Annotated in this window: 11 protein-coding genes; 9 read left to right on the forward strand and 2 right to left on the reverse strand. The window is 72.2% G+C overall.

The annotated features are described in order from the left end of the window. Positions 1–21: 21 nt before the first annotated feature. From AB0958_RS37045 to AB0958_RS37060, 4 genes are read left to right on the forward strand one after another with little or no spacing between them, the layout of a single operon-like run. On the forward strand, positions 22–1,182 hold the full coding sequence (locus AB0958_RS37045) for an acyl-CoA dehydrogenase family protein (RefSeq protein ID WP_366894872.1): 1,161 nt from the start codon (positions 22–24) through the stop codon (positions 1,180–1,182). Between the two features lie 25 nt (positions 1,183–1,207). Then, positions 1,208–2,806, forward strand: a complete 1,599-nt coding sequence (locus AB0958_RS37050) for a 4-coumarate--CoA ligase family protein (protein WP_366894873.1) — start codon at positions 1,208–1,210, stop codon at positions 2,804–2,806. Then, positions 2,803–3,537, forward strand: a complete 735-nt coding sequence (locus tag AB0958_RS37055; protein WP_366894874.1) for an enoyl-CoA hydratase family protein — start codon at positions 2,803–2,805, stop codon at positions 3,535–3,537. Before AB0958_RS37050 ends, AB0958_RS37055 begins: the two co-directional genes overlap by 4 nt. Beyond that, entirely contained in the window at positions 3,525–4,148 is a 624-nt protein-coding gene (locus AB0958_RS37060) for a TetR/AcrR family transcriptional regulator (RefSeq protein WP_366894875.1), read from the forward strand. The genes AB0958_RS37055 and AB0958_RS37060 overlap by 13 nt, the downstream gene beginning before the upstream one ends. A gap of 124 nt (positions 4,149–4,272) precedes the next feature. Here the strand turns inward: AB0958_RS37060 and AB0958_RS37065 are convergent, their stop codons facing one another. Beyond that, entirely contained in the window at positions 4,273–5,373 is a 1,101-nt protein-coding gene (locus AB0958_RS37065) for a citrate synthase 2 (RefSeq protein ID WP_366894876.1), read from the reverse strand. Positions 5,374–5,613: 240 nt separating this feature from the next. Between AB0958_RS37065 and pdxH the strand changes: the two genes are divergently transcribed. The 3 genes from pdxH to AB0958_RS37080 all read left to right on the forward strand — a co-directional run bounded on the left by pdxH (position 5,614) and on the right by AB0958_RS37080 (position 8,476). Further along, the gene (pdxH, locus tag AB0958_RS37070) at positions 5,614–6,252 is read left to right on the forward strand and encodes a pyridoxamine 5'-phosphate oxidase (protein ID WP_366894883.1); all 639 of its coding nucleotides are present in this window, start codon (positions 5,614–5,616) and stop codon (positions 6,250–6,252) included. Positions 6,253–6,686: 434 nt separating this feature from the next. Further along, on the forward strand, positions 6,687–6,926 hold the full coding sequence (locus tag AB0958_RS37075; RefSeq protein WP_366894877.1) for a hypothetical protein: 240 nt from the start codon (positions 6,687–6,689) through the stop codon (positions 6,924–6,926). Positions 6,927–7,057: 131 nt separating this feature from the next. Beyond that, complete coding sequence (locus AB0958_RS37080) at positions 7,058–8,476, forward strand: PAS domain-containing protein (protein ID WP_366894878.1); 1,419 nt, start codon at positions 7,058–7,060, stop codon at positions 8,474–8,476. A gap of 52 nt (positions 8,477–8,528) precedes the next feature. On the opposite strand, the gene AB0958_RS37085 is transcribed toward AB0958_RS37080, so the two are convergent. Continuing rightward, a complete protein-coding gene (locus AB0958_RS37085; RefSeq protein WP_366894879.1) occupies positions 8,529–9,284 on the reverse strand; it encodes an SIS domain-containing protein in 756 nt (251 codons plus the stop codon). Between the two features lie 224 nt (positions 9,285–9,508). Between AB0958_RS37085 and AB0958_RS37090 the strand changes: the two genes are divergently transcribed. After that, a complete protein-coding gene (locus AB0958_RS37090) occupies positions 9,509–10,201 on the forward strand; it encodes a metal-dependent transcriptional regulator (RefSeq protein ID WP_132891639.1) in 693 nt (230 codons plus the stop codon). 422 nt (positions 10,202–10,623) lie between these two features. Next, positions 10,624–11,484 (forward strand): alpha/beta hydrolase, encoded by an 861-nt coding sequence (locus AB0958_RS37095; RefSeq protein WP_366894880.1) that lies wholly within the window; start codon positions 10,624–10,626, stop codon positions 11,482–11,484. Positions 11,485–11,735: the final 251 nt, after the last annotated feature.

Below are 11,735 nucleotides of genomic sequence, written 5' to 3' on the forward strand. Positions count from 1 at the left end.
CCCGCACCCGAAGGAGCCACAGTGACCCCCCAGATCGAAATCGACGAACACAGGGCACTCCGCGCAGCGGTAGCCACCCTCGGCGCCAAGTACGGCCGCACCTACATCACCCGCACCATCGCCGAAGGCCGCCCCCCGACCGAACTCTGGCAGGAGGCCGGAAAACTCGGCTACCTGGGCGTCAACCTCCCGGAGGAACACGGCGGCGGAGGCGGCGGCATCACCGAACTCTCCATCGTCCTGGAGGAACTCGGCGCAGCCGGCTCCCCCCTCCTCATGCTCGTCGTCTCGCCCGCGATCTGCGGCACGGTGATCGCCCGCTTCGGCACCGAGCACCAGAAGCAGACCTGGCTCCCCGGCCTCGCCGACGGCTCCCTCCTCATGGCCTTCGGCATCACCGAACCCGACGCCGGCTCCAACTCCCACCGCATCACCACCACGGCCCGCAGGGACGGCGCCGACTGGCTGCTCACCGGCCGCAAGGTCTTCATCTCCGGCGTCGACATGGCCGACGCCGTCCTGATCGTCGGCCGCACCGAAGACGCCCGCACCGGCCGCCTCAAGCCCTGCCTGTTCATCGTCCCGACGGACGCCGAGGGCTTCCACCGGCGCCCCATCGACATGGAACTCAACACCGCCGAGAAGCAGTTCGAACTCACCCTCGACGACGTACGGCTGCCCGCGGACGCGCTCGTCGGCGACGGGGACGCCGGCCTCCTCCAGCTCTTCGCCGGACTCAACCCGGAGCGGATCATGACGGCCGCGTTCGCGATCGGCATGGGCCGCTACGCGCTGTCCAGGGCGATCGAGTACGCCCGCGACCGCACCGTCTGGAAGACCCCCATCGGCGCCCACCAGGCCATCGCCCACCCCCTCGCGCAGGCGCACATCGACCTCGAACTCGCCCGCCTGATGATGCAGAAAGCGGCGCACCTGTACGACGCCGGGGACGACGTCGGCGCCGGTGAGGCCGCCAACATGGCGAAGTACGCGGCGGGGGAGGCCTGCGTGCGCGCCGTCGACCAGGCCGTGCACACCCTCGGCGGCAACGGACTGACCCGCGAATTCGGGCTCGCCTCATTGATAACGGCGGCGCGCGTGGCTCGTATTGCTCCGGTGAGCAGGGAGATGATTCTCAACTACGTCTCCCACCAGACCCTCGGCCTGCCCAAGTCGTACTGACGCGCAGGGCCGTCTTGGAGGAACCGTGTTCCGCAGCGAGTACGCAGACGTTCCGCCCGTAGAACTCCCCATCCACGAGGCCGTGCTGGGCCGGGCCGCCGAGTTCGGTGACGCTCCCGCCCTGATCGACGGCACCGACGGCACCACCCTGACGTACGCCCAACTGGACCGGTTCCACCGGCGGATCGCCGCCGCGCTCGCCGACGCCGGTGTCCGCAAGGGCGACGTCCTCGCCCTGCACAGCCCGAACACGGTCGCTTTCCCGACGGCGTTCTACGCGGCCACCCGCGCGGGCGCCGCCGTCACCACCGTGCACCCCCTCGCCACCCCGGAGGAGTTCGCCAAACAGCTCAGGGACTCCGCGGCCCGCTGGATCGTCACCGTCTCGCCGTTGCTGGAGACGGCCCGCCGGGCGGCCGAACTCGCGGGCGGCGTCGAGGAGATATTCGTCTGCGACAGCGCCACCGGCCACCGCTCCCTCATCGACATGCTCGCCACCGACGCCCCCGAACCCCAGGTCGACATCGACCCCGTCGAGGACGTCGTCGCGCTGCCGTACTCCTCCGGCACCACCGGCGTTCCCAAGGGCGTGATGCTCACCCACCGGCAGATCGCCACCAACCTGGCCCAGCTCGACGCCTCCGTCCCGGCGGGGCCCGGCGACCGCGTCCTCGCCGTCCTGCCCCTCTTCCACATCTACGGCCTCACCGCGCTCATGAACGCGCCCCTGCGCAAGGGCGCCACGGTCGTCGTCCTGCCCCGCTTCGACCTGGCGACCTTCCTCGCGGCCATCCAGAACCACCGCATCACCGGCCTGTACGTCGCCCCGCCGATCGTCCTCGCCCTCGCCAAGCACCCCCTCGTCGAGCAGTACGACCTGTCGTCCCTGAAGTACGTCATGAGCGCCGCCGCACCCCTGGACGCCCAGCTCGCCGCCGCCTGCTCGCGACGGCTCGGACTGCCACCGGTCGGACAGGCCTACGGCATGACGGAACTGTCACCCGGCACCCACGTCGTCCCCCTCGACGCCATGCACCAGGCACCCCCCGGCACCGTCGGCAGACTCATCGCGAGCACCGAGATGCGGATCGTGTCACTCGACGACCCCGACAAGGACGTCCCCACCGGCGAACCCGGCGAGATCCTCATCCGCGGCCCCCAGGTCATGAAGGGCTACCTCGGCCGCCCCGACGACACCGCCGCCATGATCGACCCCGACGGCTGGCTGCACACCGGCGACGTGGGCAGGGCGGACGCCGACGGCTGGCTGTTCGTCGTCGACCGGGTCAAGGAACTCATCAAGTACAAGGGCTTCCAGGTGGCCCCCGCCGAACTGGAGGCACTCCTGCTCACCCACCCCGGCATAGCCGACGCCGCCGTCGTCGGCGCCTACAACGAGGACGGCAACGAGATCCCGCACGCCTTCGTCGTCCGCCAGCCCACCGCCGCCGACCTCACCGAGAACGAGACCATGCTGTACGTCGCCGAACGCGTCGCACCCTACAAACGCGTACGCAAGGTCACCTTCGTCACCGCGGTGCCCCGCGCGGCCTCCGGGAAGATCCTCCGCCGCGAACTGCGCGACCTGGCGAAGACCGCCCGGGAACCCGAGGAGGCCCCGTGACGTCGATCGGACGGACCCGCACCCGCGCCGTCACCACCCTCAGCCTCGACGCCACCGCCACCCGCAACGCCCTGTCCGCCGCCCTCGTCACCGAACTCGCCGAGGCCCTCACCGCCTGCGCGAAGGACCCCGACGTCCGCGCGGTCGTCCTCACCCACACCGGTTCGACGTTCAGCGCGGGCGCCGACCTGCGCGACCCGCCCCACCCCGACGCCCTGGTCGGCCTGCTCCGCCAGATCGTCGAACTGCCCCGGCCGGTCGTCGCCCGGGTCACCGGCCACGTCCGCGCGGGCGGCCTCGGCCTGCTCGCCGCCTGCGACATCGCCGCCGCGTCCACCGATTCCACGTTCGCCTTCACCGAAGTGCGGATCGGCGTCGCCCCCGCCGTCATCTCCCTCCCGATCCTCCCCCGCGCCGACCCCCGGACCCTGGCCCGCTACTACCTCACCGGCGAACGCTTCACCCCGGCCGAAGCCGTCCGCCTCGGCCTGCTCACCACCACGGCCGACGACGTCGACACCGCCCTCGCCCCCGTCCTCGACGGCCTGCGTCACTCCTCACCCCAGGCCCTGGCCGAGACGAAACAGCTGCTCACGGCTAGGGTGCTGGAGACATTCGACCGGGACGCGGCCCACCTGACCGCACTCTCGGCCCGGCTGTTCTCCTCCGACGACGCGCGCGAGGGGATGACGGCCTTCCTCGAACGACGGGACGCGGCATGGGTGGTGTGAGTACGACGGACCGCGCACGCGGCCCCCAACCGGACCGCGCCCCCAAACAGGACCGCAGCCGGGCCACCCGGCAACGCCTCCTGGAAGCCGCCGTGGCCTGCCTCGCCGAGCACGGCTGGGCGGGCTCCACGGTCGCCGTCGTCGCCGAACGCGCCGGCGTCTCCCGGGGCGCCGCCCAGCACCACTTCCCGACCCGCGAGGACCTCTTCACCGCGGCCGTCGAATACGTCGCCGAGCAACGCTCCACGGCCCTGCGCGCCCTGTTCCCGCAGGGCGCGGCCGGCGACCGCAGGGCCGTCGTCTCGGCCCTCGTCGACCTCTACACCGGCCCCCTGTTCCGCGCCGCCCTCCACCTCTGGGTGGCCGCCTCCGACGAGGACCAGCTCCGCCCCCGGGTCACCGAACTCGAAGCCCGCGTCGGCCGTGAGACGCACCGCATCGCCGTCGACCTCCTGAACGCCGACGAGACCCGCCCCGGCACCCGGGAGACGGTCCAGGGCCTCCTCGACATGGCAAGGGGCCTGGGCCTGGCCAACCTGCTCACGGACGACAGGGCGAGACGGGAACGGGTGGTAGCCCAGTGGGCGGCACTGCTGGAGGAGGCCCTGTGAAAATCAGGCACGAAGTGCCCGATTTTCAGGGGCGCTGGGGGTACCCCCGGCCGAAGGCTGGGGGAGGAACTGCGCGACCAGCCACAACGCACCCGCACCCGCCCACATACCCGCACAGATCAACTCAGTGGGCGATGTCCCCGTACCCCTCGATGTCCTGAGGCTTCCGCACCCCCGGCCCCACATACCGCGCCGACGGCCGCACCAACCGCCCCGTGCGCTTCTGCTCGAGGATGTGCGCCGACCACCCGGCGGTCCGCGCACACGTGAACATCGACGTGAACATGTGCGCCGGCACCTCCGCGAAGTCCAGCATGATCGCCGCCCAGAACTCGACGTTGGTGGCGAGCACCCGATCCGGCCGACGGTTGTGCAGCTCCTCCAGCGCCGCCTTCTCCAACGCCTCCGCGATCTCGAACCGCGGCGCCCCCAGCTCCCGCGCCGTCCGCCGCAGCACCCGCGCCCGGGGATCCTCCGCCCGGTACACCCGGTGCCCGAACCCCATCAGCCGCTCACCGCGGTCCAGAGCCTGCTTGACGTAGGCCTCCGCGTCCCCGGTCCGCTCGATCTCCTCGATCATCCCCAGCACCCGGGACGGCGCTCCGCCGTGCAGCGGCCCCGACATGGCACCCACCGCACCCGACAGCGCGGCGGCGACGTCCGCGCCGGTGGAGGCGATGACGCGGGCCGTGAACGTCGAGGCGTTCATGCCGTGCTCGGCGGCCGAGGTCCAGTACGCGTCCACGGCCGCGACGTGCTTCGGGTCCGGCTCCCCGCGCCACCGGATCATGAACCGCTCGACCACCGAGTGCGCCTTGTCGATCTCCCGCTGCGGCACCATCGGCAGCCCCTGTCCGCGCGCGGACTGGGCGACGTACGACAGGGCCATGACCGCGGCCCGCGCCAGGTCCTCCCGGGCCTGCGCCGCGTCGATGTCGAGGAGCGGTTTGAGCCCCCACACCGGGGCGAGCATGGCGAGCGCGGCCTGCACGTCCACCCGGATGTCACCCGAGTGGACGGGGATGGGGAAGGGCTCGGCGGGCGGCAGCCCCGGATTGAAGGCCCCGTCGACCAGCAGCCCCCACACGTTCCCGAAGGAGACGTGCCCGACCAGGTCCTCGATGTCGACGCCCCGGTAGCGCAGGGCGCCCCCCTCCTTGTCCGGTTCGGCGATCTCCGTCTCGAACGCGACGACTCCTTCGAGCCCGGGTACGAAGTCGGACATGGGGCGGCTCCTCATGGGATGTGGGCGGAGGCAACGTCACCATAACTCCGAGTGCCAGAATTGGGGAGCCCAACGGCACTCAGTGCCACCTTCTGCCGCCGCTCTCTGATGTCGCGCACGGCGGTACGGCAAGATGACCGCGTGACCGACCGTGACGCCGCCGCCTCCGACGCCTCCGACGCCTCCGACGCCTCCGACGCCTCCGACGACTACGCCGACTCCCTCCACGACCCCGCCGCGATGCGCCAGCACTACCGGGCCGAGGGCTTCGACGAGAGCGACCTGGCCGCACACCCGATGGACCAGTTCACCCACTGGTTCCGACAGGCCGTACGGGCGGCCGACGACGGCATGATCTACGAACCCAACGCGATGATCGTCTCCACCGCCGACGCCCACGGCCGCCCCAGCTCGCGCACGGTCCTGATGAAGCAGTACGACACCCAGGGCTTCGTCTTCTACACCAACTACGGCTCCCGCAAGGCCCGCGACCTCGCCGAGAACCCACACGTCTCACTGCTCTTCCCGTGGCACCCCATCGGCCGCCAGGTCGTCGTCACCGGCACCGCCCGCCGCACCGGCCGCGACGAGACCGCCGCCTACTTCCGCACCCGCCCGCACGGCTCCCAGCTCGGCGCCTGGGCCAGCACCCAGTCCGCTGTCATCCACTCCCGCGCCGAACTCGACACCGCCTACGCCGAACTCAGCGCCCGCTACCCCGAGGGCGAACAGGTCCCCGTACCCCCGCACTGGGGCGGCTTCCGCATCGCCCCCCAGACGGTCGAGTTCTGGCAGGGCCGCTTCAACCGCCTCCACGACCGCCTCCGCTACACGGCCACCCCCGACGCCACCTGGCACGTCGAACGCCTGAGCCCCTGACCGACGCCTGATCCCCTGACCGACCCGCAAACGCAGACGACCCGCGAGCTCGGGTCCCTCCGCCTCGGCGGAGGAGCCGGCCGGACGTACCGGCGAGCTCACGGGTCGGGTGACTGCGTTGGATTGGCCGGCTGCATGCGTCCCGCGCACACTGGTCCGGCACCGCACATCGTGTGGTGGCGAGCCGCTAGCCCGCAGCCACCTCGCGCGTCCGGGTTTCACTCATTTACCCGATCACCTCCCTTCTCACGTAAGAGCCACCCTAAGAAGCGGCCGGGTCGGACTCAACTGTTTTTTCGGCGAGGAGCAGGACGGCTTCGAAGCCGGTCGCGTCGTGAGGCAGCTCCGGCGGCGATTCCAGGCCCCACAGGTCCCGGCGCAGCCGACGTGGGTTTGGCAGGGTGCCGGGCCGGACGAGTGGAGGGGGACGGGGTGTGAGTGGGCTGCGGGTGGTGTCCGTGGGTGGGGGTGAGGCGTTGGAGCGGTGGCGGTATGTGCACAACGTGGTGGTGCCGCCTGCCGCGATGTCGGCCGAGGAGGCGGCCGAGCGGCTTGCGCGGGGGTACCGGCTGGAGAACGCGTGCGTCGGGGACGAACTCGTGGGGTGCTCCACCGTGCGGTTCGTGCTGGGCGGGGAGCGTGACGAGTGGGTGGATCTGCGGCGGGTGCCGTGACGGGGGCTTGCAACTATTGACTCAATCTTGCGGGAACACGGTGTGGGCTGCGTCACGTTCCAGTTGAATGGAAGGGCAGCGAGTGAACACCGACGCGCCGTGCGTGCGGACGCAGCCTGATGGGGGTCCAGGTGAGTGCTTCCCGGCGTAGTGGGACCACGGACGAGCTGGGGCCCGACGAGCCCGAGCCGGAGCCGGAGCGGGACGCTCCGGAGGACTCGGGCGGCTCGGACCTGCTCGCCGCGCTCCTCGACGGCATGGACGCGGCCCTGTGCGCCTTCGACGCGGACGGCTTCGTCACCCACTGGAACCGTGAGGCCGAGCGGATCCTGGGCTGGACGGCGGCCGAGGCGGTGGGCCGGCGCGGGTTCGCCGGGTGGGCGGTGCGCGAGGCGGACGCCGAGGAGATCGAGGGGCGGCTGATGGCCGCCATGCACGCCTCGGGGCGTCAGGTGCACGAGTTCGCCCTGCTGACGAAGGACGGCGGGCGGGTCCTCGTACGGACCCAGTCGGCGGCCGTGCGCGGTCCTGACGGCAAGCCGGCGGGCGTGTACTGCGCGTTCAGCGAGGTGCACGCGCAGATCGACCTGGAGCGGTCGATCGCGCTGAGCGAGGCCCTGTTCGAGGACGCGGCCTGGGGCGTCGTGCTCGTCGACGCGGATCTGCGGCCGGCCGTGGTCAACGCGCACGCCGCGCGGGCGCTCGGCATCGGGCGTTCGTCGGCGCTGGGGCGGCCGCTCGGGGAGTTGCTCGCGCAGGGCGTGGAGGACCTGGAGGGCGCGCTCACGCATGTGCTGGCCGAAGGTGCGCCGCCGGCGCCGGCCGAGATGTGGGTGAGCGTGCGGACGCCGGAGGGCGAGCAGCGGCGGTGCTGGCGGTCCGGGTTCCTGCGGCTGGCCTCGCCGCTCGCGGAGGAGCCGGTGCCGCTCGGGGTGGGCTGGCTGTTCCAGGACGTCACGGAGGGCAGGCTCGCCGAGCAGGAGGCGGCCGTGCTGCGGTTCCGTGCCAACCAGCTGCACCGTGCGGCCCGCGCGGCCGCGGAGTGCGAGGACCCGGCGGAGGGTGCCACCGTCCATCTGGACTTCGCACTGGCCGGGTTCGCAGACCATGCGGTGATCGACCGGGTGGTGGGCGGTGCCCGTGCGGACGGGGACGTGGGTCCGGTGCGGTTGGTGCGGATGGCCACCACGCCCACCGGGGCGCCGGGGCCGAGCCTGCTGACGGGTGCGGCCGGGCTGCCGGTGCGGTACGAGGAGGGGCATCCGGCGTTGCAGTGTGTGGCGCGGGCGGGGAGCGTGCGGGCGGACGCCGGGGCGGTGCCGCCGGACCGGGCGCGGGCGTGGGCGCTGGACCGGCAGTGGCCCGGTGACGCGGTGCACGCCATGTGCGCGGTGCTGCGCAGCCGGGGGCGGACGCTGGGTGTGCTGACGTTCCTGCGCGGGTCGGCCCGCAGCCGTTTCGAACGGTTGGACGCCGTCTACGCGGAGGACGTGGCCGTGCGCATCGCGGCGGCGCTGGATCTGGCGGAGCTCGCGCGACAGCAGCGGTAGCGCCGGGCTGCGGCGGCGGGAGCGGCGGCGGGTGCGGGTGCGCCGGACGGCGTCACTGCTGGTAGAAGATGCGGTCGGCGTACTCCGCGAACACCCGGGCGTTCCACTCGTGGCCGCCGTCGACGTTGCCCGAGCGCAGCAGCGGGGGTTCCAGACCGCGGTCGGCGAGGGTGGCCGCGGTGGTGGCGAGGACCGCCTGGAGCAGCGCGCTGGTGACGACGGTGGAGGCGGGCGCGAAGGGCGCCGGGATGGTGTCGAGGGTCAGCTCGGCGTCCCCGACGGCGATCTTCGAGTCGAGTACGACGTCGCAGTGGTCCTTGAGGTACGTGCCGGAGGAGTGCCGTGACGTGGTCTGCCCGGCGTAGGCCACGGAGGTCACGCCGATGACGTGGGCGCCGCGGCGGCGGGCCTCGACGGCCATCTCGACGGGCAGGGCGTTGCGGCCGGAGAGGGAGATGATCACGAGGGTGTCGCCGGCGCGCAGGGGCGAGGTGTCGAGGACGGCGGTGGCCAGGCCGTCGACGCGTTCGAGGCGGGAGCCGAGGGTGGCCGGCACCACGTCGACGCCGACGAGGCCGGGGGCGGACAGCAGGTTCATGAGGGCGAGGCCGCCCGCGCGGTAGACGAGGTCCTGGGCGGGGAGCGAGGAGTGCCCGGCGCCGAAGGCGAACAGCCTGCCGCCGGCCGCGACGGTGTCGGCGAGGAGGCTGCCGGCGGTGGCGATGGCCTCGGCCTCCTCGTCGCGGACCCGTTGCAGGAGGCCGATGGCGGCGTCGAGGAACAGGTCGGCGGGCGTGCCGTCGCTCATACGGGCCCCTTTGCACGGTCGGCGTCAGCGTCTGTGTCGCGGATCACCCTCCGGTCTGGACCATCTCGGTGTCAATACGGCCGTGGGGCGGCGGGGTCACGGCTGGTACCGCCTGACGGCTCCGTTTTTCCGGTGCGGCCCGGTTGTCAGTGGGATCCGGCAGAATTGGTGTCAGGGCCAGCGCACGCGGCCGGGCCGCCGGCAGAGGTAATCGAGGGGCACGTATGTCCGGACTGATCGACACCACGGAGATGTATCTCCGCACCATCCTCGAGCTCGAAGAGGAAGGCGTGGTCCCCATGCGCGCCCGCATCGCGGAGCGGCTCGACCAGAGCGGGCCGACGGTGAGCCAGACGGTGGCGCGGATGGAGCGGGACGGGCTGGTGTCCGTCGCCTCCGACCGTCATCTGGAGCTGACCGACGAGGGCCGTCGGCTGGCGACGCGCGTGATGCGCAAGCACCGGCTCGCCGAGTGCCTGCTGGTCGACGTGATCGGCCTGGAGTGGGAGCAGGTGCACGCCGAGGCGTGTCGCTGGGAGCACGTGATGAGCGAGGCGGTGGAGCGGCGGGTACTGGAGCTGCTGCGGCATCCGACCGAGTCGCCGTACGGCAATCCGATCCCGGGTCTGGAGGAGCTGGGCGAGAAGGACGGCGCCGACCCGTTCCTCGACGAGGGCATGGTGTCGCTGGCCGACCTGGATCCGGGTACGGACGGCAAGACGGTGGTGGTGCGCCGGATCGGTGAGCCCATCCAGACCGACGCGCAGCTGATGTACACGCTGCGGCGGGCGGGTGTGCAGCCCGGTTCGGTGGTGAGCGTGACGGAGTCGGCCGGCGGGGTGCTGGTGGGCAGCGGCGGTGAGGCGGCCGAGCTGGAGTCGGTCGTGGCCTCCCACGTGTTCGTCGCCAAGCGCTGAGCGTGGGGGCGGGGGCGGGGTTCGCTGCGTCGAATCGCAGCGCTCGGACCTTTCGCGTGCAAGGCTGTCGGCAGGGGCAGATGGTCTGAGGGGGCGGAGAGGGTGTGCCGAAGACGTGGCGGTGGGCATGGGCTTGGCCCCGGCGCCTTTCGGCGCCGGGGCCTGTCCTCCCCAGTGCTGACCCGGAGCCCCGAGCTCCCAGGGTCATCCCCTCGGACCGTTTTCCCCGAGCGGTCCGTCCCCCGCAGAAGAAATCCCCCCGGCGGCGCCGATCATGCCTGGGGAGGGGTCACTCGAATGAGGGGTGTTGCCCGCAGGAACCCGATTTTCGAATAGGTATTCGATAGTCTGAGTGGTACCGGAGCAGCACGAAGCGATACGAGGCGACACTAGGCACGCGGAGCTAGGGGGGTGCCAGGCCCATGGCACGGCGCATCGACGTGACGGGAGCCGGCGGCGTACACCTCGCCGCCTGGGAGTTCGCGGACCCGCCCAAGAAGGACGACCCGGAGCGGCCGTCTCCCGGAGTGCTGTTACTGCACGGCCTGATGGGCCGCGCCTCGCACTGGGCGTCCACCGCCCGCTGGCTCTCCGGACGGCACCGGGCCGTCGCACTCGACCAGCGCGGCCACGGCCAGAGCGACAAGCCCCCGCAGGCCGCGTACACCCGTGAGGCGTACGTCGAGGACGCCGCGGCCGCCATCGAGCAGCTGGGACTCGGGCCGGCGGTGGTCATCGGCCATGCCATGGGCGCGCTGACCGCCTGGCAGCTCGCCGCGAAGCGCCCGGAACTGGTCCGGGGTGTGATCATCTGCGACATGCGGGCCTCCGCCCTCGGGGGGGCCTCGCAGCGCGAGTGGGCCGCATGGTTCAAGGCCTGGCCCGTCCCCTTCGCCACGCTCGCCGACGTACGCAAGTGGTTCGGCGAGGACGACCCCTGGGTGGAGCGGCCGAACCCGGCGCGCGGGGAGTTCTACGCCGAGGTGATGCACGAGTGCGCCGACGGGTGGCGGCCGGTGTTCGATCCCGAACGGATGCTGAGCTCCCGGGAGACCTGGGTGTACGACGCGCACTGGGAGGAGCTGGCCCAGGTGCCGTGCCCCGCGCTGGTCGTGCGCGGGGTGGACGGGGAGCTGGGTCGGGCGGAGGCGCAGGAGATGGTTCGGGTGCTGCCCCAGGGGGAGTACGCCGAGGTGGCCGACGCCGGGCACCTGTTGCCCTATGACCGGCCGGAGGCGTGGCGGGCGGCTGTGGAGCCGTTTCTTGATCGGCTGGGGGAGTGAAGGGGGCCGGGGGTGCGCACGAGTTTTGTTGGGTGCGGGTGAGTGGGGGCTGGTCGCGCAGTTCCTCCCCCAGCCTTCGGCCGGGGGCACCCCCAGCGCCCCTTTGGGGCGCGCTGCAGCTAGGGCCCTTCTGATGGATCTCCGCGGCGTCGCCACGCCCGGCACGCACGCTCGACGCACGGGGTGGCGGGCCAGGTGGCTCCGCCACATGACCCGCCACCCCGCACGCCGATCGCACGCACCGAACGCCG

Source organism: Streptomyces sp. NPDC006655 (assembly GCF_040703965.1).
In the GTDB taxonomy this organism is placed as follows: domain Bacteria; phylum Actinomycetota; class Actinomycetes; order Streptomycetales; family Streptomycetaceae; genus Streptomyces.

What these genes read in the sequence shown, in the direction of transcription:
- AB0958_RS37060 (WP_366894875.1), top strand. Translation starts at nt 3,525, where the DNA reads ATGGGTGGTGTGAGTACGACGGACCGCGCACGCGGCCCCCAACCGGAC.
- pdxH (WP_366894883.1), top strand. Translation starts at nt 5,614, where the DNA reads ATGCGCCAGCACTACCGGGCCGAGGGCTTCGACGAGAGCGACCTGGCC.
- AB0958_RS37090 (WP_132891639.1), top strand. Translation starts at nt 9,509, where the DNA reads ATGTCCGGACTGATCGACACCACGGAGATGTATCTCCGCACCATCCTC.
- AB0958_RS37085 (WP_366894879.1), bottom strand. Translation starts at nt 9,284, where the DNA reads ATGAGCGACGGCACGCCCGCCGACCTGTTCCTCGACGCCGCCATCGGC.
- AB0958_RS37095 (WP_366894880.1), top strand. Translation starts at nt 10,624, where the DNA reads ATGGCACGGCGCATCGACGTGACGGGAGCCGGCGGCGTACACCTCGCC.
- AB0958_RS37065 (WP_366894876.1), bottom strand. Translation starts at nt 5,373, where the DNA reads ATGTCCGACTTCGTACCCGGGCTCGAAGGAGTCGTCGCGTTCGAGACG.